The 21,910-nt window shown below is 41.8% G+C and carries 21 protein-coding genes; 15 read left to right on the top strand and 6 right to left on the bottom strand.

Translation table 11 applies throughout. From position 1 onward, the window contains the following. Positions 1 to 392: DsbA family protein (locus tag PseudUWO311_RS20820; RefSeq protein WP_411730197.1), on the top strand; the 392-nt coding region annotated here is incomplete at its 5' end. A gap of 129 nt (positions 393 to 521) precedes the next feature. Then, positions 522 to 770, top strand: a complete 249-nt coding sequence (locus PseudUWO311_RS20815; protein ID WP_142657152.1) for a hypothetical protein — start codon at positions 522 to 524, stop codon at positions 768 to 770. A 46-nt stretch (positions 771 to 816) separates the two neighbouring features. Here the strand turns inward: PseudUWO311_RS20815 and PseudUWO311_RS20810 are convergent, their stop codons facing one another. Then, the gene (locus tag PseudUWO311_RS20810; protein WP_142657151.1) at positions 817 to 2,061 is read right to left on the bottom strand and encodes an FAD-dependent oxidoreductase; all 1,245 of its coding nucleotides are present in this window, start codon (positions 2,059 to 2,061) and stop codon (positions 817 to 819) included. Further along, complete coding sequence (locus PseudUWO311_RS20805) at positions 2,058 to 3,602, bottom strand: phytoene desaturase family protein (protein ID WP_142657150.1); 1,545 nt, start codon at positions 3,600 to 3,602, stop codon at positions 2,058 to 2,060. Before PseudUWO311_RS20805 ends, PseudUWO311_RS20810 begins: the two co-directional genes overlap by 4 nt. Before the next feature lie 545 nt (positions 3,603 to 4,147). Here PseudUWO311_RS20805 and PseudUWO311_RS20800 point away from each other — a divergent pair. The 6 genes from PseudUWO311_RS20800 to PseudUWO311_RS20775 all read left to right on the top strand — a co-directional run bounded on the left by PseudUWO311_RS20800 (position 4,148) and on the right by PseudUWO311_RS20775 (position 9,180). Further along, positions 4,148 to 4,675: a hypothetical protein gene (locus PseudUWO311_RS20800; RefSeq protein WP_223807661.1), complete on the top strand. Its 528-nt coding sequence runs from the start codon at positions 4,148 to 4,150 to the stop codon at positions 4,673 to 4,675. 14 nt (positions 4,676 to 4,689) lie between these two features. Then, entirely contained in the window at positions 4,690 to 6,285 is a 1,596-nt protein-coding gene (locus PseudUWO311_RS20795; protein ID WP_142657149.1) for an FAD-binding oxidoreductase, read from the top strand. A gap of 109 nt (positions 6,286 to 6,394) precedes the next feature. Next, positions 6,395 to 6,793: a sugar ABC transporter permease gene (locus PseudUWO311_RS20790; RefSeq protein ID WP_142657148.1), complete on the top strand. Its 399-nt coding sequence runs from the start codon at positions 6,395 to 6,397 to the stop codon at positions 6,791 to 6,793. A 134-nt stretch (positions 6,794 to 6,927) separates the two neighbouring features. Then, the gene (locus tag PseudUWO311_RS20785) at positions 6,928 to 8,400 is read left to right on the top strand and encodes a caspase, EACC1-associated type (protein ID WP_142657147.1); all 1,473 of its coding nucleotides are present in this window, start codon (positions 6,928 to 6,930) and stop codon (positions 8,398 to 8,400) included. A gap of 49 nt (positions 8,401 to 8,449) precedes the next feature. Next, on the top strand, positions 8,450 to 8,863 hold the full coding sequence (locus tag PseudUWO311_RS20780) for an element excision factor XisH family protein (protein ID WP_190303598.1): 414 nt from the start codon (positions 8,450 to 8,452) through the stop codon (positions 8,861 to 8,863). Then, positions 8,851 to 9,180 (top strand): XisI protein, encoded by a 330-nt coding sequence (locus tag PseudUWO311_RS20775; RefSeq protein WP_142657145.1) that lies wholly within the window; start codon positions 8,851 to 8,853, stop codon positions 9,178 to 9,180. The genes PseudUWO311_RS20780 and PseudUWO311_RS20775 overlap by 13 nt, the downstream gene beginning before the upstream one ends. Positions 9,181 to 9,222: 42 nt before the next feature. Here PseudUWO311_RS20775 and PseudUWO311_RS20770 read toward each other — a convergent pair whose 3' ends face one another. Beyond that, positions 9,223 to 11,412, bottom strand: coding sequence for an SLC26A/SulP transporter family protein (locus tag PseudUWO311_RS20770; protein WP_190303597.1), 2,190 nt, complete (start codon positions 11,410 to 11,412; stop codon positions 9,223 to 9,225). A gap of 276 nt (positions 11,413 to 11,688) precedes the next feature. Here PseudUWO311_RS20770 and PseudUWO311_RS20765 point away from each other — a divergent pair, with 276 nt between their 5' ends. From PseudUWO311_RS20765 to PseudUWO311_RS20755, 3 genes are all read left to right on the top strand, one after another. Beyond that, positions 11,689 to 12,672: a metal ABC transporter substrate-binding protein gene (locus PseudUWO311_RS20765; protein ID WP_223807660.1), complete on the top strand. Its 984-nt coding sequence runs from the start codon at positions 11,689 to 11,691 to the stop codon at positions 12,670 to 12,672. Positions 12,673 to 12,796: 124 nt separating this feature from the next. Then, positions 12,797 to 13,561, top strand: a complete 765-nt coding sequence (locus PseudUWO311_RS20760; protein ID WP_142657143.1) for a metal ABC transporter ATP-binding protein — start codon at positions 12,797 to 12,799, stop codon at positions 13,559 to 13,561. A gap of 73 nt (positions 13,562 to 13,634) precedes the next feature. After that, complete coding sequence (locus PseudUWO311_RS20755; RefSeq protein ID WP_190303596.1) at positions 13,635 to 14,486, top strand: metal ABC transporter permease; 852 nt, start codon at positions 13,635 to 13,637, stop codon at positions 14,484 to 14,486. A 12-nt stretch (positions 14,487 to 14,498) separates the two neighbouring features. Here PseudUWO311_RS20755 and PseudUWO311_RS20750 read toward each other — a convergent pair whose 3' ends face one another. The 3 genes from PseudUWO311_RS20750 to PseudUWO311_RS20740 form a co-directional block, all read right to left on the bottom strand. Then, on the bottom strand, positions 14,499 to 14,993 hold the full coding sequence (locus PseudUWO311_RS20750; RefSeq protein WP_142657142.1) for a hypothetical protein: 495 nt from the start codon (positions 14,991 to 14,993) through the stop codon (positions 14,499 to 14,501). A gap of 72 nt (positions 14,994 to 15,065) precedes the next feature. Next, the gene (locus tag PseudUWO311_RS20745) at positions 15,066 to 15,746 is read right to left on the bottom strand and encodes an ABC transporter ATP-binding protein (RefSeq protein ID WP_103666354.1); all 681 of its coding nucleotides are present in this window, start codon (positions 15,744 to 15,746) and stop codon (positions 15,066 to 15,068) included. 75 nt (positions 15,747 to 15,821) lie between these two features. Beyond that, positions 15,822 to 16,079 (bottom strand): hypothetical protein, encoded by a 258-nt coding sequence (locus PseudUWO311_RS20740; RefSeq protein ID WP_103666355.1) that lies wholly within the window; start codon positions 16,077 to 16,079, stop codon positions 15,822 to 15,824. A 493-nt stretch (positions 16,080 to 16,572) separates the two neighbouring features. Between PseudUWO311_RS20740 and rodA the strand changes: the two genes are divergently transcribed. The 4 genes from rodA (at position 16,573) to PseudUWO311_RS20720 (ending at position 21,880) form a co-directional block, all read left to right on the top strand. Beyond that, positions 16,573 to 17,829, top strand: a complete 1,257-nt coding sequence (rodA, locus tag PseudUWO311_RS20735) for a rod shape-determining protein RodA (protein ID WP_142657141.1) — start codon at positions 16,573 to 16,575, stop codon at positions 17,827 to 17,829. A gap of 131 nt (positions 17,830 to 17,960) precedes the next feature. After that, a complete protein-coding gene (locus PseudUWO311_RS20730; RefSeq protein ID WP_142657140.1) occupies positions 17,961 to 18,482 on the top strand; it encodes a hypothetical protein in 522 nt (173 codons plus the stop codon). Positions 18,483 to 18,490: 8 nt separating this feature from the next. Then, positions 18,491 to 19,456, top strand: a complete 966-nt coding sequence (mdh, locus tag PseudUWO311_RS20725) for a malate dehydrogenase (RefSeq protein ID WP_142657139.1) — start codon at positions 18,491 to 18,493, stop codon at positions 19,454 to 19,456. 483 nt (positions 19,457 to 19,939) lie between these two features. Beyond that, the gene (locus PseudUWO311_RS20720; RefSeq protein WP_142657138.1) at positions 19,940 to 21,880 is read left to right on the top strand and encodes an AAA-like domain-containing protein; all 1,941 of its coding nucleotides are present in this window, start codon (positions 19,940 to 19,942) and stop codon (positions 21,878 to 21,880) included. Positions 21,881 to 21,910 lie beyond the last annotated feature (30 nt).

Raw genomic sequence — 21,910 nt, 5'->3', positions numbered from 1 at the left:
CCTGCCATTTGTTTCTCCATGCGATTCAACTATTAGAAATCAAAGGGATAATTCCTAAATCCGAACAAGTATTTGAAAGAGCAATTTGGGCTTTTCGGGAGGCCTTTTTTACGAATCTAGAGGATATTAGCGATCGCAAGGTACAGTTCGCGATCGTTAAAAAACTAGGACTAAAAAGCAAAGTGATCCAAGCTCAAATTGATAGCGGTGAGACGTACGCGTTGCTGTCTAAGGATTTTGACTTAGTGAAGGAGCATACGGTATCCGTTAGTCCAACCTTAATTTTTAATGAGGGGCGACAAAGATTGAATGGGAATGTTGGTTATCGGGTAATTGAGGCAAATATTCGGGAGTTGTTGCACAATCCTGCTGATGAGCAGTCTTGGTGTTAGGGCAATATTTCGAGACCGTCCGAAACAAGAAATTATACCAAAACACAAAATGGCGTAGCCATTTTGTGTTTTTAAAACCCTTACTGGGTTTGATTTTTAATTCACAGAATTGGCTAGAAGTCAGGAAATTTGCCTTGGCATCAGTTACAGGCAGGATTTATTGCCGCATGGTTTTCTCGCTGGGCAGGTAAGGATATTCGTGCTTGTGCTACTGACTGGTCATCTCAAGATGGTGATTCTGTTGGGGATACTGCTAATCAGGATAGCTACACGCGCTTTTTGGTTGGGGTAACTAGCAAAGTTCAACAGATAGAACCTTGCGTAAAACAAGGATTGCGGACTACAGAAATCTTGGCGAAGCACTCAACAAAAACATAAAAACGGCGCGAAGCGCTGTTTTTTATGTTTTTGTTGAGTGCCAGCACTAGACTCTTACGATCGCAAGAACTCCTTCTGCTTTTAACAGTTGAGCAACCCGAAAAGCTGAGGCGATCGCGCCTTCATGCAATCCATCACCAAGATAGGCTCCTGCATAGTAAGTATGATTTTCACCATTAGTTGCTACCACTTCATCGCGGTATCGGAAAGACTCCGTGGTATATAACGGAGTGTGATGCTTTTGGATATGAATGTAGCGATCGCGAGCAATCAACTCCTCCAATTGATATGATAGGAAATAGCGCTCTGGCGACGAGATATCACAAAGCTGATTTAGGCAACTGTTATAGCCCCAGCGACTATCAGTTTGAAAAAAATCAAATTCTGATGCGTATTTAATCCCATAGCGATCGTACATAGAACTATCCCTATGAACAATACTATCTATATGATTCGCTTGCCAATGGGAAAACCGTTTAGTTTCTTTCTCCGTTGGGTCAGCTAACAGCGTCATCACTTGATCTGGCGGCGTAGCAAACACGACCTTATCAAACTCCTCAACTTTACCTGTCGATCGCACAATTTTGACAACATTCTCACTTCTAAAAATATGGTCTATCTCCACATTTAGTAAAATCTCTCCCGTGAATTTTGCCAAGATTTTTTCAATATAGGAATACACGCCACCTTTAACTCTGACCCATTTGACCGCAACATCGTCTCGTAAAACAGGCATCGCTAATTCTGCTGGAAAATCATCAATTGCTTCCAAGGGCATGGAGTAGCTATACATGACTAATAGCTTTAGCCAAGTATTGCGAGTGCAAGGACGTTTCAAATAATAGGAAAGAGGATGATTATAGAAATCTTTCATATCCGCAAATTTCATTCTCAGCCATAGTCCTGCGGAACGAGCATAAAGAGTGTCAAGACGTAAATATTCGATGAGACGACGGATACCTTTAAAGTTTTTCTGAATTGTGACTCCCGATAGATAGTGGCTACCATTTTTAAAATACATCGCGGAACCAACACTGACGGGTTCTAGTTCTACGCCTAGTTCTTGCATAAGTGTGATGAAACTGTGGAAAACCGTTGGGAATTCAATCACTCCACATTCAAGAATCTCTTGGCAATCGGATTGGCTTGGCTGTACATTTTTGTTTAATGTCCGAATATGTCCGCCTAAACTAGGTTGCCGCTCAAACACCGTGACTTGATGCCCCTGCTTATCGAGGAGGTAGGCTGTGACCATGCCACTAGCGCCACCGCCAATAATTGCGATTTTCATGATTGACCTCCTCCTAAAATCACATCACCCGATAATCTTTGATATAACAACGCACCTGTCCAAATGGTGGGCGCAAAGCCCGGATAGCCAGAAGAGGCGTTACAAAAATAGAAATGATTGAGTGAAGTTTCGTGATTCAACCTTCCTAGCCCCATATTGCGCGGTGTTAAGCTAGAGCCATAGGAATTCCCATTGGGACACCAGCAAAACCGCTCATTAGTCGTGGGGCTGCCCGTAATATGGAAAACCATATGTTTTCTAAAATTTGGTACATACTTTGCTTCCACAACATCGAGAATCGAATCAAGAATCTCCTGTTTTCGATGGTTATAAGTCTTGCGATCGCTCTTCTCTAACTGCTTAAAGTAGTCATAATTTGCCACGGTGAGAAATTCGACAATTTGGCAGTCATCTGGGCTATCTTGACTTGATTCTGTAAGCAATGTAGGCGTGGTGATCGCAAAACTTGGATTAGAGTAGTCATTGCGATCGTACATCTGCGTAAAGGCTTCATTGAGATTTTGATGTCCAGTATGAAAGAGATTCCATTTACCAAAGCCGTAGTCTCGAAGGTCGAGATCTTTAACGACGCAGTAAGCCATATAGTTAGACACCGAATACTCATAGTCGAGTTTTCGGCGTACTGTTTTAGAAAACTGAGACTCTCCGATCATCTTCGCGGCTTTTTTGGGGTCAATATTACAAATCACTCTGTCGCCTGTAAACTCATCGGTTTCATGGCTAATGAGATTCATCGCTTGAACTCCCATAACCGTTCTATCGATAACTTTAAAATTTGTAACTTCATAATTGAGCAGCACTTTTCCCCCATTAGATTCGATCACCTTAACTAATGAGTTAATTACATGTTCAAAATGCTGGGTGGGGTAATATGCCCCTGCTTGATAACCTCGGAATAGCACTACCCACGCATAGAATGAAAGTTGATTAGGCGGTAATAAAAAATCTGGCCATTGCAGCGCTAAGAGCGTTTGAGCAGCTTGGGGCAGTTGGAATTTGTCAAATACATCCTGAAGCGTACTATTGAGATATTGAACTGTAGAGACCACCTCAATTGGATGTTTTAATAATTCCATCGGATTGATGGGCGGAGACAGCTTTTTTAGCCCCTTGCCAGTTTTTTCCACTGCATTGACGAATTGGCGAAGGCGATCGCTAGCTGCTGGGAATAGCGCAGACAATCGCTGAACTAGTTCCTCTGGATCTGAGGGAATATCAACTGCATAGTCTGGCATTCGCATATGGTCAAAGCCTTTGGGATCGTAACGTTCAAAGGTGACTTCCTGCTCTAGCCCCAGTTTTTTTAGCACTCGATTCACAGTTTGACCTTCGCCACAGTCCCAGACATAGTGAAATTGAGCGTTAAACTTATATTTTTTTGCCATCGTAAACGTATGCCCAAAGCCACCAGGATGCTCGTGAGCTTCGAGGATTTGGACTGTCTTGCCTGAATGTGCCATCAGTGCACCAAAGGTCAATGCCGACAAACCACTACCAACAATCAAGTAATCCGTTTTCATATAGAGTTCCTTCACTATTTTAACTACTGATGTTCTGTGGAACGTAGATGACAGATCTCCTGCTATTAGCGAAGCAGGGTAATCACGGAGGATTGCCTCTACACAAATAATTTAGATTCTGTAGGGGCTGTCCCCCCGTGCCAGCCATAGATTTTCGCTATCGCAGGAAGTTCTTCCATTTAACATCAGTTAACTAGATTCTGTTTTGATCAACATAACGTCCGCGATCTCCACTTAAGAATTAGCCGAAAATTCGCCCTACTACTTGCCGAGTTACAGTTTGCGAAGAGAAGTTTTATTTGTCATTATTATTTCTCTTAAAAAACTAGTAAATCTGCAAAATACGCGGTCAATTATTTTACCTAGGGCTAATTGACTATTTTTATGTGGATTTATCGATATGAGCAAAAATCTGACTCATCTCATTACTTTGTCAGACAGTTGGTTTATTTCCTGAATGAATTGATTGAGTACAATATAAAATGTAATCGAAAATCCCTTAATCCAGCTCAATTTACTTTATTTGTTAATGTTTATCATAATTTATGACAAATTACCGATCGCCTAACCCATCAATGCATTGCATCGGAGCATTGTCCAAGCTTGTGGCAGCGATCGCCCTAACTACTTGTATTGATATACCTAATTCTGTAAAAGCCGAAACATACATTAATAACCGCACTTGCCCTGCGGATTTTCCGAGCTTAAGCGCAGCATTGGCTAAGGATTTGCCAGACTATCTCAACCGTGTCTATAGCCGTTTGCGGATTAAACGTGAGGTGATGACTATTAGTCAGCCAGAGATGGAGCCTTTACCTCTAGCTCCCGATCAAGCTCGCGATCGCCTCCCCCAACAGGTATTCTTATCAATATTAGAGCGACAAACTGGTAAAACTGAGACATCGCAGCGGGCTTACTGGTTATTTGTGGTTCCCACCTCAAATGGTTGGCGGCTATCGATGGCCTTTATGCGGATTGGTCAAGCACCGCCTGTAGATGTGAGTGATGCAGCGATCGCAGATGCGACAAATAAGTGGTTGCGAGATTATTGCGATCCTCGTTATCAGCGTTAGGATAGTAGAAAATTATGTCTTTATTTGAATCTGTGCGATCGCAAATGCCTGCGGAAATTCCATCGCAATTAGAACGCATGGATGCTTTCTGGACAAGCTATCGCCAAAACAATCAGAAAATCGCTAAGGTCGTTCAGACAACTTCAGAGAAGTTAGGCGACAAAGATTTTGATGCGATCGTTTGTGGTGGCACATTGGGCATATTTATCGCCTCTGCATTGCAGCGTCGAGGCTGGCACGTGGCGATTATTGAACAGGGTATATTGCGAGGTAGAGCGCAGGAATGGAATATTTCTCGCAAGGAGTTAAATGCATTTTTTGAATTAGATTTATTAACTGAAGCGGAACTAGAAACTGCGATCGCAACTATATACAATCCTGCTAGAGTTGGCTTTCAGGGTGGTAAAGATTTATGGGTGCGTGACATTCTCAATATTGGTGTTGATCCTGTTTATTTATTAGAAGTTCTGAAACAGAAGTTTTTAGATGCTGGGGGAATATTATTAGAACAAACTGCTTTTAAACAGGCGATCGCCTATGCTGATGGTGTTGCTGTGGAAGTTGCCCTCACCCCTAGCCCCTCTCCCGTAGGAGAGGGGAATAAGAGGATTACGGGGCGATTATTATTGGATGTGATGGGACATTTCTCGCCGATCGCAAAACAAGCGCGATCGCAAGTACAGGGAAATATCAAGCCCGATGGCGTTTGTATGGTGGTGGGAAGTTGTGCGAAGGGAATGCCTGAAAAATTTTATGGCGACTTGATTTATAGCTTTACGCCTATACAAAAACAATGTCAATATTTTTGGGAAGCATTTCCTGCTAAAGATGGCAGAACTACCTATATGTTTACCTATGTAGATGCCGATCCACAGCGTCCCAGCTTTGCGGTGCTAATGGAAGACTATCTATTTTGGTTGCCCAAGTATCAAGAGATAGAACTGTCTCAACTAGAATTTCAACGAGTTCTCTTTGGCTTTTTCCCTTCTTACAAGCAAAATCCTTTGCAAACGCCTTGGGATCGGATTTTGCAGGTTGGTGACAGCTCAGGAATGCAATCGCCGCTTAGCTTTGGCGGATTTGGTGCGATGGTGAGACATTTGCCACGTTTGACCGATGGGATTGATACGGCTTTACGCAGTGACCTATTAGCCAAAGAAAATCTGCGATCGCTACAGCCCTATCAACCAAATCTATCTGTAACTTGGCTATTCCAAAAATCGATGAGTGTAGCGGTCAATCAGCAAATCGAAAGCGATCGCATTAATTATCTGTTAGGTGTAACTTTTAACTCAATGGAGAAATTAGGAGATCGGGTTCTCTATCCATTCTTGCAAGATGTGGTGCAGTTCATTCCACTAGCCCGAACGATGCTGGCGATGTCTATCGCCGATCCTGTCTTAGTCCTGAAGATTATGCAACAGGTGGGAATTCCGACTTTACTAGATTGGCTCAAGCATTATCTTGGGCTAGGTGCATATAGCTTCTTAAATCAAATTGGCCAGAGAGTAAATCCTGCGATCGCAAATCTCTTACCTGAGCAAAAATATCAATGGCAACGCCAGATTGACGCATGGTACTACGGTTCGGGTGGCGACTATGAGATGTAGTCTTTTACTTATCCATTTGCGATCGCAAAACAACCATTTTAAGCGCATAAATCAAGACCAAAGCAAGAAAAGTGATAAGCTAACCTGAGATCGAAATATCGGTGAACTTATGACTACTAACGTTTTCGTCAACTTGGAATTAGTGGATTCCTCCCTAGATGCAGAGGATTTGCAATTGGCGGCGCGTAATTTGCTGAAACAGGTTCGGGCAGTCGATGGTGTCGAAGAAGCTGATCTCGTTGCTGTAACTGATGTTCCTGAAGGTGCGATGGCTTTGGGTGGATTTGTAGTTGGATTGCTGACTGCCGAGGTTAGTGCCGCGAATTTGCAAAAGCTGGGCGGATTTCTCAAGGATCGGATCATTGGTAAAACCTTGAAAGTGTCAATTAAGGCTTACGGTAAGGAATTAGCGATTGAGGCTAGTAGTCAAGCTGAGTTTGATTATGCGATCGCTAAAGCAGACGAACAAATTGCAAAATGGGCAAGTCAGCCGAATACCCTGCAATAAATTGCGGGCTAAAAGCCTAAACCCGTTGAAACGGTTTAAATTCGATTCAACCCGTTGAAACGGGTTTTAGCTTTTAGCCAAGAACTTTAGTTCTTGGTAACTTCTCTAAAGGTCAGTAAGGAAATTAAGTCTGCATGAAACGTTTGGCTTTGTTGGTTGGCACAAGTGAATATCCTGAATGTGAAAAACTTTCACCTTTGTATGGCTCATTGCTGGATGTGGATGCGATGCAGCGCGTGTTGGTGGCAAATGGTGAATTTGCCTCAGAGGACGTTGTAGTTTTAAAAAATGCTTCGAGACAGGCGATCGAGGATGCGATTCACAATTTGTTTAATGGGCGCGATCGCCAAAAAGACGATCTGGTGCTGTTTTATTTTTCGGGACATGGGATCGTTGATGAGGCAAACAGGCTATTTTTGGGTACGCCTAGCACCCGCAAGGAGGGAGACAAAATCGTTAGACCTACGACTGTGGCAGCAAGTTATTTGCATGATGCGATGAATGATAGCAAGTCACAGCATCAGGTTTTGATTTTTAACTGTTGCTTTAGTGGTGCGTTTGCTCAGGGGCTGACGGTGATGGATGATGGTTCGGTGAACCTCAAAAATCAGTTAGGCGGTAAAGGACGGGCGATTTTGACTTCTTCGAGTTCGACACAGTTTTCATTTCAGCCTGATGGGGAGATGTCGATCTATACGCGCTATTTGGTGGAAGGAATTGAGACGGGGGCGGCGGATCGAGATGGAGACAGAAAAATCTCTATTGATGAGTTGCATGAATATGCGGCGCTGAAGGTGTCGCTAGAGTCACCAAATATGACTCCTGCGTTTTATCCAGTGGAGCAGGGTGGGAAGATTTATATTGCGAAGGTTGCTCAAGCGAAGGACGATCCGCTACTGGTCTATCGGCGCGAGTTAGAGAGTCGAATCGTGGATGGGAAGTGGTCGATTGCTGCTAGACGTTTGTTAGATTCTTTGCGAACTAGGTTGGAATTGTCGGAAGGGGATGCTGAACAAATTAAGGCGGATGTGTTGAAGCCGATATTGGCTAAGGTGCGGAAGTTAGAGGAGTACGAGGAACTGCTAAAGGAGATGCTTGCCGAAAGAAATCCTCCAACGACTCAAGAGTTAAAAGATTTGCGCGATTTTCAGAAAGATCATTTGCGATTGCGCGATGAGGATGTTGCGGATATTGATCGCAAGTGTGGATTGATATCTGTTTCTAGCCAAATCACCACATCGTTCGGATCTACCACAGATCTCCAAATATCCTCCGAAACAGCTATTGGTAATCTGTCAAAGACTTTAGAATATGACATTATCACTATCGAAGAGGACGAAGAAAAACAAAAAAAGCTGGCGACTAAAAAGCCATTGAATTTAGAAGACCAAGCTATCAATGCCCTAGGTGATCTTAGAAGACTTTATGATGATGGTAATATCACTTACGAACATTACGAAGGAAAACGAAAACAGCTGTTGAAGCTATTGAATTTAGATGATCAAGCTATCAATGCCCTAGGTGATCTTAGAAGACTTTATGATGATGGTATTATCACTTACGAACATTACGAAGAAAAACGAAAAAAGCTGTTGAAGAATATTTAGTCTTTCTTCTTTCTCTTTTTATAAAAAAAATTTCAGCTTGCACTAAATTATGGCTAAAGACCTATTTCATCAAGCAGTCAAACAAGCCCTCATCAAAGATGGATGGACAATTACCAGCGATCCATTAACCATTCGGATAGATCGCGTTAAACTAGAAATAGATCTTGGAGCAGAGAAAGTATTTGCTGCTGAAAAAGACGGACAGAAAATAGCAGTAGAAGTTAAGAGTTTTATTAATCCCTCAAATATCAGTGACTTTCACAATGCGTTAGGTCAATTTCTCAGTTATCGCCTTGCCCTACAAATGACAGAAGCTAATCGAATTCTTTACCTAGCCGTGCCTATTGATATTTTCAGCACTTTCTTCCAAGAGCGTTTTACCCAAGCTGCAATTGTCCAGTACGATCTGAAAATCCTAGCCTACGAACCAAATACAGAGGAGATAATTCAATGGAAAAGATAGCCAAATATCGCCAAATTGTTCGCGAATTATTAATTGCCCATGCTACTACCAACGAGCCAAACATCGAATGTCAACTCATCTTTGACACCGAACACGATCACTATCAATTACTCGATCTTGGCTGGCAAGGGCTAAACCGCATTTATGCCTGTTACATCCATTTAGACATTAAAGACAGCAAAATCTGGATTCAGCACAACATGACCGAAGCCGATCTTGGTCAAGAGCTAGTTGAAAAAGGCGTACCAGCTTCAGATATTGTGTTAGGCTTACATCCCCCATACAAGCGCCCCTACACCAACTACGGCGTTGCTTAAGTACTTTATAATTTCTAAAGTACTATTCAGTCTTACTTTTTCTTATTGAAGTAGATCTTTCAGTTCTTTCTCACAACGTTTCAATCGTTCTACTAACAAACTCACAATAAACTTATGAACTGCGGATGCCAATTGAGGATCTTCAATTTCGATTTTTTCAAAGGCTTGCGTCGAAAGATAATAGAGATAACTTAAGCGATCGGCGACAACAGACGCAGAACGAGGTGCATGAGTATATAAGCCCATCTCTCCCAAAATCGTTCCATGATTGTATGTTCGCAGTCGTTTTGTTTGGTCATTAGATAGTTCAAGAACCACACTGACTTGACCTGAAGCTAAAAAATACAGCCCATTCGATAAATCACCTTGACGAAATAGAAACTTTCCTTCAGGAACCTCCAACATTTCGAGATAACCCATTAGCTTGATCACCGATTCATCATCAGGAATGAATTCTTGAAGTTGCTCTTGAAAAGGAATAGATTCATCATCATACATGTGTTTGTTTTCCAAAACACGATTTTCACACCATTCAATCCCTCGATCTAAATCGTCAAACACAAAGCAAATATTTGACTTGTCCAGAATTAATCCGCCTTGATTTAATTGTTCTGCGATCGCTGGTTGAAGTTGTGTAAATACTAAATTTAAGTGTAGATTTTTTGCTAATTGTTTTAACTTCATAAAGCTCAGAACTGCCGAAGAGTCTATACCATTGACTAAACGGAAATCAAAAACAACAAATTGCAACTGAGGTAAATCGGGATTGTTGAGGCGATCGCTAATTTCGTCAAGTAAATCATTTGCTGTACCAAAAAATATAAAGCCATGCAGGACAAGGATATAGATACAGCCAGCTTCATCATGTAAACACATTCTTTGCGGGAAAGAGCGCTGCACATTACTCCGATATGTTGCGCCCGACAAAGAATATTTGATGCCCGAAATTCGACCATAATTAAAAATAAAGAAAAAGCAAGCAATTAAGATACCCGCACCTACGCCCTCCAAAAATCCCCAAATTGCAATAATTATTAAAATTACAATAATGAGCAAGTAATCTACTAGCGGCAATTGGAACCAAGCCTCGTAAACCCATCGTATCAACAACCGCAAACCAAGATATAAGAGCAAACCGCCCAAAATCGTCTTGGGTAAATAGGCTAAAAAAGAAGAACCAAAAATCAACGTTGTTCCGCAAAATCCGCCTGCGATAATTGCCGCAAGAGAACTAGTCGCCCCAGCTTGCTGATTGAGAAGACTACGGTGAATTGAGAGATAGCTTATCCCGCCACCACAAAATCCATTAATCAAGTTAGCGATCCCATTAGCACGAAGCTCACGATTTAAATCAATACTTCTAGAAGTAGCTAATTCTATACCCGTGGCATTTAAAAGAATAGAGATCATTACAATAACTGTCATCGCTGCTACAGTGCCACTTTGCTGGATGACGATGAACCAATTGATATGGGTAAAAGTTGACCACTGCCAAGCTTGCCAAAGTTGTTCTCGTGGAAAAGGCTTGAAAAAGTAGTCTTGAGAGTTAAGCTGAGAAGAAAATGTATAAATCAGCCCCCACATACCATCAAAGCAAACTGTTCCAACAAATAAAAGACTAGGCAAAACCCAAAAATACTTATAGCGTTCTACCATAAATAAGAGAACTACTGTAAATAGTAGTCCTAGTAACCACTGAGATAGAGTTTCTAATTGGATAAACTTGGGTAGAGTTTCTAAACTGACTGAAAAGCCTGTCATTACTTTGAAAGAACTAGATGCAATTAACCAACCAGCTCCAGCTAGAAATCCACCGATTACTGGATAGGGAATAAATCTTACCCATCTTCCTAATCGAAACCAGCCTAAAATAAATAACAATAAACCTGTAGCTAATGTACTGAAAATAATCGTAGCCCAAACAGTTGGATATAGATATGCGTCAGATTCAGCATTGGGAAGTGATTGTGCAATCTCTACAGCAACTAACCCTAAAATGGCGGCAGAATTTGGATCAGAGCCAGCCAAAGCAAAAGGGAACGAACTCAGCCAAGCAACAATAATTGCTGTTACTGTTGCTCCAATTAAACTAATACTTAAGCCTTGAGGAAAAAAGCGTGCGAGATCTCCAGAAAAAATTATTGCAGCAAACGAAATCCCATAAACAAGATTTACCAATCCTGTCGTTATACCAGCAGACACGTTAGCAACAACTGAGGACGCGGAAAACACACGCATAATTTTCAAGATTACAACAAGAATTTATAGCAATGCTCGAAATAGTTACGAGAAAACAAATTTCAGCAATTTTCATTATGAAACCAATTCAGGAGTTTGCCTCGTCTGCGGCAAAGGAAAACCTCAAATTACAGTTTATGAAATCTAGCTCTAGACTAGCTTTTATAAACTGTAATTTTTAAAATCAGAATTGTCACTCTTTTTCATAATCGTTTCATTATTTAAAATTATGCTATATTTTAAATAATGAAACGATTATGAAAAGTAATCATGGAGTCTAAACTCAGTCTTATTCAAAGTTTGATGTCCTTTAAATGCTATCAAGCTATTCTTGCTACTCTTGTATTTGCAGTTAGCCTGAGTGGGTGCAGCTTTTCGACGACCTCACCACAAACTAGTAATATCGCCAATGCCCCAAGTACTTCAAATCGCAAAGACAAAAAAGTTATTCTGACCACGTTTACTGTGCTTGCTGACATGACACAAAACGTCGCAGGTGATAAAGCGATCGTGGAGTCAATTACGAAGGTGGGCGCTGAGATTCATGGATATGAGCCTACGCCCAGCGATCTCCGTCGCGGTCAATCAGCCGATCTAATTCTTGACAATGGCATGAACTTAGAACGCTGGGCCGATCGCTTTTATAATAGTTTTCCTAAAGTCGATCGCCTGACCTTGAGTAAAGGCATTCAACCCATCAACATCGCCGAAGACTCCTATCAAGGTAAACCCAATCCTCATGCTTGGATGTCGCCTCAAAACGCCTTGATCTATGTCGAAAATATACGCAAAGCTCTGAGTAAGGCTGATCCTGTCAATGCCGCAACCTATGCCGCGAATGCCAAAGCCTATAGTCAGCAAATCCAAGCGATCGATACCAAGCTCAAACAAACTATTTCGACAATTCCTCCTGATCAGCGATATATAGTCAGTTGTGAAGGCGCATTCTCCTATCTTGCCCGTGATTATGGATTAAAGGAAGTTTACATTTGGCCAGTAAATGCTGAGCAGCAAGCCACTCCTAAGCAAGTAGAAAAAGTAATTGAAACAGTAAAAGCAAAAAAGATTCCAACCGTATTTTGCGAAAGTACAGTCAGTGATAAAGCAATGCAACAAGTAGTAAATGAAACTGGAGCAAAGTATGGAGGTGTCTTTTATGTGGATTCCCTATCTCCTCCCGATGGACTCACCCCAACCTACCTCAAGCTTTTGGAATACAACGTTAATACATTAATCAAAGGCTTGCAAAAGTAATAAATAGATTTCTTGTTTTGTAGGGTGCGTTAGCGATCGCATAACGCACCCAATAGCCGCAAATAGTGCGTTACGCTTCGCTAACACACCCTACGAACTAAATCAAGATCAATGGAGAAAAATTATGAATACATTTAGCATCGATATTGAGAATGTAACAGTTGCCTATCATGGCAAAATCGCTCTACATAGTGCATCACTCCAACTCAAATCAGGGACAATCTGCGGTTTAGTGGGAATGAATGGCGCAGGAAAGTCCACACTATTTAAAGCGGTGATGGGCTTTGTAAAACCTGTAAGCGGTAGAGTATTAATTAACGGGTTACCAATTCGCCTTGTCCAAAGAAACAATCTAGTTGCCTATGTACCACAAACAGAAGAAGTAGATTGGAACTTCCCTGTGAGTGTCCATGATGTAGTGATGATGGGACGCTATGGCTACATGAACTTTTTGCGCATTCCAAGTGTTCAAGATAAACAAGCAGTGCGTGATAGCTTGGGACGAGTCGAAATGTGGGAAATGCGCGATCGCCAAATCGGTGAGCTATCAGGCGGTCAAAAGAAACGCACATTTTTTGCTAGAGCTTTGGCACAACAGGCTAAGGTCTTGTTGCTAGATGAGCCCTTTGCAGGAGTGGATGTCAAGACCGAGAAGATGATGATAAATCTGCTTATGGAACTCCGCGACGCAGGTTATACGATTTTAATTTCCACCCATGACTTAGATTCGATCACCACATTTTGCGATCAAGTAGTCCTCATCAATCGCACAATTCTCGCCTATGGCGAGACTTCAGAAGTATTTACCGAAGAAAACTTGTCACGCACCTTTGGCGGTTCTGTTATCGATTTATCGCGTTCAAAAATAATTACAAACCCAAAGTTGTGATGTTGCGCCCCGCAGGGGCGCAACATCACAACTTTGGGTGGTTTATGTTGGGAAACTATCAGGAGTAGCCATAATGGAATTAGTGAATTGGTTTACAGCACCCTTGCAATATGGGTTTATGGTCAAAGCGATTTTGGTGAGTGCCTTGGTCGGGATTGTTTGTTCAGCGCTATCTTGCTTCATGATCCTTAAGGGATGGGCGCTTATGGGAGATGCCGTTTCCCACGCAGTCCTCCCAGGGGTAGTACTTGCCTATGTGATGAATATTCCCTTTGCGATTGGTGCATTTGTGTTTGGTGTGGGTTCGGTCATGGCGATCGGATTTATTAAATCCAACACTCGCATTAAAGAAGACACAGTAATTGGATTGGTATTTACAGGACTATTTGCCTTCGGGATTGTGCTGGTTTCCAAAGTTAAAAGCACAGTCGATTTAGGGCATATTCTCTTTGGCAATGTTCTCGGAATCGGTGATAGCGATATCCTGCAAACCGTAATCATTAGCGTCATTACCTTAGTAACACTCGCGCTTTTACGCAAAGATTTAGTCCTGTTTTGCTTTGATGTCACCCATGCTCGTTCAATCGGTTTAAATACCACATTTCTCTATTACGTTCTCCTGTCTTTGTTATCCCTCACTGCGGTTGCAGGACTTCAGACAGTGGGCATTATTCTCGTAGTAGCTATGTTAGTCACTCCTGGAGCAACTGCCTATTTATTAAGCGATCGCTTTGACCACATGATGTTGATTGCGATGGCATCGGGGATGTTTTCCAGCGTGATGGGAACTTACATCAGTTATCACATTGATGGCTCTACGGGCGGCTGCATCGTCGTTTTGCAAACCTTATTATTTCTAACGGCGATGATTTTTGCGCCGAAGCATGGAATGTTAGTGCGATCGCGCCAACATATTTCTGAGTAATAAAGCGCTTTACTATTTAGCGATTATCGCCATCATAAAAGCATCGGTAGTCGCAAGAGAGGCGATCGCAATTCCAATGCCTAGTGAGATCATTGCCTTACGCAAAAAGACTGTACGCTCAGTTTTATAAGTTTGTAAATCCTCAATTTGCTGCATCCATGTATTCGTAATCGCAGTTTGCAAGCTTTCATTTTTTTGCATCAAGACTTCAGGAGAAAGCCCCGTCGTCACGACTTTGCGCGGATATAGCCCAAGCACCGAAAATGCGATCGCGATCGCTAGAGCCACACATGCTGAAAGCTTGAGACTCAAATAGACAAAGTACAGGTTTGCCTGCTCTGGCTTAACATAGATTTGAAAAGTGGAAGTAACGCGCAGACCCAACAATAACAAAGCACTAATTTCCATGACACCTGAAAGCTTGGTTCCCAAAGTATCGACTCCATGCTGAGCTTGCTCTAGGCAAAACTTAGTGTATTCGTAAAGAAAATTCTGCTGTTCTTCCATTTTATTTTCTGTAAAATGCAAATTAAATTAAGCCAAAATTCAATGATGCTTTCTTCGCACTCATTATTAAATCTAACTTTTTTCTAGTAGTACTTGCTTTAGACGCATCGGATCGCCTTTGTCGATGACTTGCCCACGCTCAAGTAAAAATGCACCGTCAGCATAATCAAGCTCGTTCAAACGATGAGTTACCCATAGAGCGGTGAGATTTTTTTGCTTAACGAGATCGCGGACTGAGGCGACGAGATCAAGCTGATTTTCGCCATCTAATAAAGCCGTTGGTTCATCTAACAATAAAATTTCGGCATGACGCGCGATCGCACCTGCGATCGCAACCCTCTGCTTTTGACCTCCACTAAGAGCGTAGATGGGGCGGCGAATCATTTGCTCTAGGTTAACAGCGCTAAGTGATTCTTTAACTCGATGCAAAGTTTCTATGTAGGAAAGATTTTCTGACGCTAAGCCAAAAGCAATATCTGCGCCAACGGTAGGCATGACCAATTGATGATCGGGGTTTTGGAATACAAATCCAATGCGAGCACCGATCTCAATATCGCCAGACTTAGGTTTGAGCAAGCCTGCTAGGAGCCTGAGTAAAGTTGATTTACCACTGCCGTTAGTACCCAACAGCATCCAAAATTCCCCTTTTGGGACAGATAAATTGCAGTGATCGAGGACGGTTTCGCCCGATGCCCACGCAAAATTAAGATCGCGAACACTTATGGCGGTGGTTACAGATTGATCAGTGGGCATTATTAATTGCAGGTAATTACAGAAGATACGAACATTTTTGTCGCACGCGCAGCGTGCGACAAAAATATTTAATGATTAGCCACGGATAAAGCCTGCGCCCATATTCGCAGAAGCCCCTGATTTCTCAGAAACCTGTACGGCGGAGATCTCGCCAACAAGTACTGAAACTTTTTTGCCTTCTTGTTTTTCGCAGGTTAATTCCAAGATTTTGGTATTACCATCAGCGATCGCGCTAGCAATTTCACGATATAGCGCCTCAGCATTTTCCTGCTCCTTGCGCTGTACAGACAAAGCGATCGGGTTGTTTTTGAGGGTGATTTCAACTGTATACATCAGCATTGATTAGGTCGTCCTGCCTAGAAATAAAGGTAGATAGGGTTATTACAAGGTTTATCGCAGATGCATTAGTGATTTGCATACCTGTTTGTTACCTTCAGTATGCCATTGCATAGACGATCAAGGGGAGGTTTATTCAGTAGAGCATCCCGTAATACCGAAAGATTGCTTATGCAAATAGACCAGCCAAGAACTCAAGTTCTTGGCTAAAAGCTCAAGTCCACTGAATTGGACTACAGAACAATGAGATTTGCCCAAACCCATAAAGTTGCGCCCCGCAGGGCGCAACTTTATGGGTTTGTTTTTTTAATTCATTATGTTCATCTATATCAATTAGTCCAATGAAGTGGACTAGAGCTTTTAGCCCGCACTTGAGTGCAGGGCTACTTGAGTGCTTGAGTGCAGGGCTAATTGAGTGCAGGGCTACTGCGTAAAGCCCAAATAAGATAGATAATGCATAATAAGAACTGATGCAAAATTATCTGCGTTTATGATCGTAAAAGGCTTAGAACTACCCAGTTGGGAAAATATCAAACGTGAGTGGCGCGATGCCGATCCGTTATTGCTAATTTTCCCGATTCTATTGATGATTTTAGGTGGCATTGCTATCTACAGCTCTGACTTTCGCTCTCAGAGTGCAGTATGGTGGCAACATTGGGTGACAGGTGGCGTAGGCTTGGTAGCTATGTTTGCGATCGCCCGTTTTCATTACGATCAATTATTGCGATTACATTGGTTTACCTACGCGCTCACAAATATATCTTTGATTTTGGTGCTACTTATTGGGACAACGGCTCTTGGGGCTGAGCGCTGGATTACGATCGGTGGCTTTAATATTCAGCCTTCGGAATTTGCCAAGGTAGGCATAATTATTTCCTTAGCAGCCGTAATGCACGATCGCCCGATTCAGAGTCCGATTGATGCATTTAAAGTCGCTTGGGTAACCGTACCACCTTGGATTTTGATCTTTTTGCAACCCAACCTTGGCACATCTCTGATATTTGCAGCGATCACGATTGGAATGCTCTATTGGGCTGGAGCCAGTTTGGGATGGCTATTACTAATATTTTCTCCCATTGTCTCGGCAGTACTGTTTTCGATTTATTTACCCGCATGGATTGTATGGGTGATCTTGATGGGTGTGGCGGCTTGGGTCTCATTACCTTGGTTTCGCATTGTCAGCACCGTAATTGCAGTGGTAGTCAATTTGGTGTCTGGACAAGCAGGAGTTTTATTGTGGAATATTCTCCATGATTATCAAAAAAAACGCCTATTGCTATTCATCGATCCTAATCAAGATCCTCTTGGTGCTGGATATCACGTCATTCAGTCCAAAATTGCGATCGGAGCTGGGCAACTATTTGGTCAGGGTTGGCTCAAGGGTACACAAACACAGTTAAATTTTATTCCTGAGCAGCATACTGATTTCATTTTTTCAGCAATCGGCGAAGAGTTTGGCTTTTTTGGTTGTATATGCGTTTTGTTATTGTTTGTAGGAATTTGCTGGCGCTTACTGGTGATTGCTGTGAATGCGAGGGATAATTTCGGGTCACTACTAGCGATCGGCGTGTTTTCTTTCGTCCTATTTCAAACCTTTGTCAATATCGGTATGAATATTAATGTTGCGCCAGTGACAGGGATTCCTTTGCCTTGGCTCAGTTATGGGCGATCAGCTTTACTGGCTAATTTAATGGCGATCGGCTTGGCGGAGTCTGTTGCCGCGCATCGACGCACGATCAAGTTTTAATTTTAAGATCGCGTGAAGTGCTGACTTTAAATTACTGCGCTTTGCGCCTCAAGCCCTAAAAGCGTTGCTTTGAAACATTTTTAGGGTTTATATTGGCTCGTTTGATCAGTAATTGCTGTAGGAGAAAAAGTATGAAAACAAAAAACTGCTCTAATTTAATTTTTGGCACTTTATTGGGCACTTTGCTAGTTGCGAGTTATCAACCATTCGCGATCGCTGATGATATTTTTAAACGTGACTATGACTTCTCAACGCCGATACCAGCAACTGGGAAAGTCACAATCCGTAAGCCAATTCAAGATTTACCTAAGAAGAGCCTTTTCGCATCATGTCCAGTAAAATCTGATCTCCAAGACTTTGCTGAGAGCACCAGCTTTTTGGTCATGATTTGTCGAGATCAAAAAAATGTATTACAAAAATATTGGATTCAGAAAAACAAGAAAACAGGTTCAGTTTTACGTTTGACAGCTAAAGATCTGCCAAATAGTCAGCCTTCAGTTTGGAAGAGTGGGAATTATCAAGTGTATCTCTACCATGATGGACGAAACCCACAACTAATTAATGCTTATCTAGAGTCATGTAACATGAAAACCAAAAAAGGAAGAGCAGAAGCACTGCTTTATTACTACAGTAAATTTCATGTTTCCCAATAGAAGGAATTATGACAATGCAAATACAAGATTATCGATCGCCTAAAGTCACCGTCATTGGTGCAGGAAATGTCGGCGGTATGTTAGCGCAACGCATCGCCAAGCAAAATCTAGCGGACGTTGTTTTATGCGATATTGTCCAAGGGAAACCGCAGGGAATTGCTCTCGATCTTGCCCAAGCGCATACGATATCCAATCTCGATCGCCAAATTATCGGCACCAATGACTACAGCGATACCCAAGATTCGGATGTGATTGTCATTACCGCAGGCTTACCTCGCAAAGAGGGCATGAGTCGCAATGATCTGCTCAGGATTAATGCAGGCATAGTCAAGGATGTCGTACAGAAGGCGATCGCTCTATCTCCTTCTGCAATTTTGCTCATTGTCTCTAATCCTTTAGATGTAATGACTTACTTAGCATGGCAAATCAGTGGTTTACCACCCCAAAGAGTAGTTGGCATGGCTGGAGTTTTAGATGCCGCCAGATTTCAAACTTTTATTGCGATGGAATTAGGCATATCCACTGCGGATATCTATACAACCGTGTTGGGTGGGCATGGAGATTTGATGCTTCCTTTGCCACGCCTATCGACAGTAAATGGTGTTCCAATTACAGAACTAATGTCACAGGAGACGATCTCCCGACTAGTGGAACGAACTCGCAATGGCGGCGCAGAAATCGTCAAGTTGCTACAAAATGGTAGTGCATATTTTGCACCATCGGCAGCCGCCTATGTCATGGTCGAAGCAATCATTAGCGATCGGCATCGAATTTTTCCTGCTGCAGCTCATCTCACAGGTGAATATGGTTTAAAAGATATATTCATGGGTGTACCTGTACAGTTAGGAAGGCAAGGAGTTGAAAAGGTTATCGAACTTCAACTTCTAGATGAGGAAATTGCCTCACTCCATGCTTCCGCAGCATCTATCCAAGAGAATATCAATCTCCTCTATAGCAATGAAAGTTTTGCTTAGGACATAAAACCCAAATAAATGAAGGCGGCGCTTCGCGCCGCCTTCATTTATTTGGGTTTTGATTTGTCCTAGCCATCTCTTTCATTGCTATAGAATCTATCAGCAATTCTCATTGTGAAACAAATTTTGTTGTTTTTAGCACCTTTGGTGCTAAAAACAACAAAATTTGTTTTTTGAAATCACACCTTAATCCCAATTCACAAAAGTGTAACGATACTTTTGTGAATTAAAAACCAAACCCTGTAAAGGTTTTAAAAACGCAAAATTGCTTAACCATTTTGTGTTTTGGTATAACACTATCGCTCTAAAGTATTAACACATTTTAAAACGGTAAAGATTAAGCCCAGAGAGAATCTTAAGCCATAGCCATCAAAAAGACTACGTCATTTTGATGGCTATGGCTTAAGAAGTTCTAATTACATTAAGGTTCGTTGTATTATGAAAATAAATATGACTTAAAAATTTAGATTGATTTTAACCACCATGACCTATTCTGAAGCAATTCTTGCAGGCAGATATAAAATTGTAAAACCTCTTGGTGGTGGTGGTTTTGGGCAGACTTTTTTAGCGCGGGATTTACAGTTGCCAAATCAGCCAGTTTGTGTGGTTAAGCAACTAAAGCTCCAATTACTTAAACCTCAAGAACTAGCGATCGCTAAACGCCTATTTGATAGTGAGGCTGCCACTTTACATGATTTAGGTGTTCACGATCAGATTCCACGACTATTTGCCCACTTTGAGCAAGGTGGTGAATTCTATCTAGTCCAAGAGTTTATTGAAGGTGATACCTTAGAATCTGAGATTGGTGCTGGCAAAAGATGGGATCAAATAAAGCTGATTTCTAGCTTAAGGGATATTTTGCAAGTATTATCTTTTGTCCATGGCTGTCAAGTAATTCATCGAGATATCAAACCTGCTAATTTGATCCGTCGTCGTAGTGATCGCAAAATTGTCCTGATTGACTTTGGAGCCGTCAAAGCTATAAGCCCAGACTCATTAGAGCGCTTTATCGAAGAAGAAAACCAGACCCGTAGTGTTGTGGTTGGTTCCTTGATGTATATGCCCAATGAGCAATTAGCGGGTCACCCCAAATTTTGCAGCGATGTTTATGCCTTGGGGATAATGTGCTTACAGGCTTTCACAGGACTTTCTTTTAAAGAATTACCAAAAGATCGGCTAACCAATGAATATACCTGCGCCTTAGCTGGTGCTAAGGTCAATATTAAGATTAATCCAGCACTAGCGGCAATCATTGACAAAATGGTGCGATATGACTATCGCCAAAGATATCAAGATGCGATAGATGCTCTGCTAGCACTAGAGAATCTTCTTCGCAATGCTAAGGCGGCAACAACTATTTCTAACCCTCCACCAAAACAACCGCAGCAACTTCAATTAGAAGAACCTGAGGGACAAATAGAATTAGGCTCTCGTTTCTATATTCAGCGCCCTCCTATTGAAAAAGACTGTCTGGAAACTATGCTGCGAGCAGGTTCACTAATTCGGATTAAAGCGCCTAGACAAATGGGCAAGTCCTCTTTGCTATCACGCACTCTAGCTTATGCTAAGCATAAGGGATATCAAGTCGCGCATTTATACTTTCAGCAAGCGGATAGCGATATATTTGATGACCTAGATTTATTTCTAAAATGGTTTTGTGCGAGTATTGCTTCGGAATTAGAGCTAGAGGATAATTTGGAGGAGTATTGGCAAGGAGTACTAGGTAGCAAAAACAAGTGTACAAAATATTTTCAGCGTTACTTACTTGCCGCAAAGGAAACCCCTTTAGTGTTAGGGCTGGATGAAGTAGATTTAATCTTTCAATATCCTAAAATCGCCTCTGATTTTTTTGGTTTACTAAGAGCTTGGCATGAAAAGGCAAAAAATGAGGATATCTGGAAAAAGCTGAGATTAGTAATTGTTCATTCCAAAGAAGTCTATATTCCTTTAAATATCAATCAGTCACCTTTTAATGTTGGTTTACCGATTGATTTACCTGAATTGACTCTGGCGCAAATTGCGGAGTTAGTGCAGCGACATCAACTAGATTGGCAACCAACTCAGATAAAACAATTGCTAATGCTTACTGGTGGACATCCTTATTTGGTTAGACTAGCCCTTTATCAAATTGCGCGAGGAAGAATAGATTGGGGAAATTTACTCAAAACTTCTCCAACTGAAGAAGGGATTTATGGCAACCATCTTCGTCGTCAACTTGGCAGTTTAAGAGAAGATCCTGAACTGCTAGAAGCATACAAAGAGTTGGTTATCAGCTCTCGCCCTTTGCAGTTAGATAGCCAATTAGCCTTTAAGTTGAGAAGCATTGGTTTAGTGAAGCTAGTTGGTAATCATGTAGTTCCTATGTGTGCTTTGTATTATCAATATTTTCAACAAATTTTTCAACAATCCAAAATAAACCCGTAGAGAATGCGGCGCTAAGCGCCGCATTCTCTC

It is taken from the genome of Pseudanabaena sp. UWO311 (genome assembly GCF_006937785.1).
Lineage (GTDB): Bacteria > Cyanobacteriota > Cyanobacteriia > Pseudanabaenales > Pseudanabaenaceae > Pseudanabaena.
Note: the sequence above shows the minus strand (reverse complement) of the source record. Positions and strands in the feature narration are given on the sequence as shown.

Bases quoted from the DNA above. Each gene is read 5' to 3' on its own strand.
- PseudUWO311_RS20745 (WP_103666354.1), bottom strand. From the start codon at position 15,746: ATGCCCACTGATCAATCTGTAACCACCGCCATAAGTGTTCGCGATCTT.
- PseudUWO311_RS20810 (WP_142657151.1), bottom strand. From the start codon at position 2,061: ATGAAAATCGCAATTATTGGCGGTGGCGCTAGTGGCATGGTCACAGCC.
- PseudUWO311_RS20760 (WP_142657143.1), top strand. From the start codon at position 12,797: ATGAATACATTTAGCATCGATATTGAGAATGTAACAGTTGCCTATCAT.
- PseudUWO311_RS20785 (WP_142657147.1), top strand. From the start codon at position 6,928: ATGAAACGTTTGGCTTTGTTGGTTGGCACAAGTGAATATCCTGAATGT.
- PseudUWO311_RS20805 (WP_142657150.1), bottom strand. From the start codon at position 3,602: ATGAAAACGGATTACTTGATTGTTGGTAGTGGTTTGTCGGCATTGACC.
- mdh (WP_142657139.1), top strand. From the start codon at position 18,491: ATGACAATGCAAATACAAGATTATCGATCGCCTAAAGTCACCGTCATT.
- PseudUWO311_RS20780 (WP_190303598.1), top strand. From the start codon at position 8,450: ATGGCTAAAGACCTATTTCATCAAGCAGTCAAACAAGCCCTCATCAAA.
- PseudUWO311_RS20775 (WP_142657145.1), top strand. From the start codon at position 8,851: ATGGAAAAGATAGCCAAATATCGCCAAATTGTTCGCGAATTATTAATT.
- PseudUWO311_RS20750 (WP_142657142.1), bottom strand. From the start codon at position 14,993: ATGGAAGAACAGCAGAATTTTCTTTACGAATACACTAAGTTTTGCCTA.
- rodA (WP_142657141.1), top strand. From the start codon at position 16,573: ATGATCGTAAAAGGCTTAGAACTACCCAGTTGGGAAAATATCAAACGT.
- PseudUWO311_RS20795 (WP_142657149.1), top strand. From the start codon at position 4,690: ATGTCTTTATTTGAATCTGTGCGATCGCAAATGCCTGCGGAAATTCCA.
- PseudUWO311_RS20800 (WP_223807661.1), top strand. From the start codon at position 4,148: ATGACAAATTACCGATCGCCTAACCCATCAATGCATTGCATCGGAGCA.
- PseudUWO311_RS20765 (WP_223807660.1), top strand. From the start codon at position 11,689: ATGGAGTCTAAACTCAGTCTTATTCAAAGTTTGATGTCCTTTAAATGC.
- PseudUWO311_RS20730 (WP_142657140.1), top strand. From the start codon at position 17,961: ATGAAAACAAAAAACTGCTCTAATTTAATTTTTGGCACTTTATTGGGC.
- PseudUWO311_RS20790 (WP_142657148.1), top strand. From the start codon at position 6,395: ATGACTACTAACGTTTTCGTCAACTTGGAATTAGTGGATTCCTCCCTA.
- PseudUWO311_RS20720 (WP_142657138.1), top strand. From the start codon at position 19,940: ATGACCTATTCTGAAGCAATTCTTGCAGGCAGATATAAAATTGTAAAA.
- PseudUWO311_RS20740 (WP_103666355.1), bottom strand. From the start codon at position 16,079: ATGTATACAGTTGAAATCACCCTCAAAAACAACCCGATCGCTTTGTCT.
- PseudUWO311_RS20755 (WP_190303596.1), top strand. From the start codon at position 13,635: ATGGAATTAGTGAATTGGTTTACAGCACCCTTGCAATATGGGTTTATG.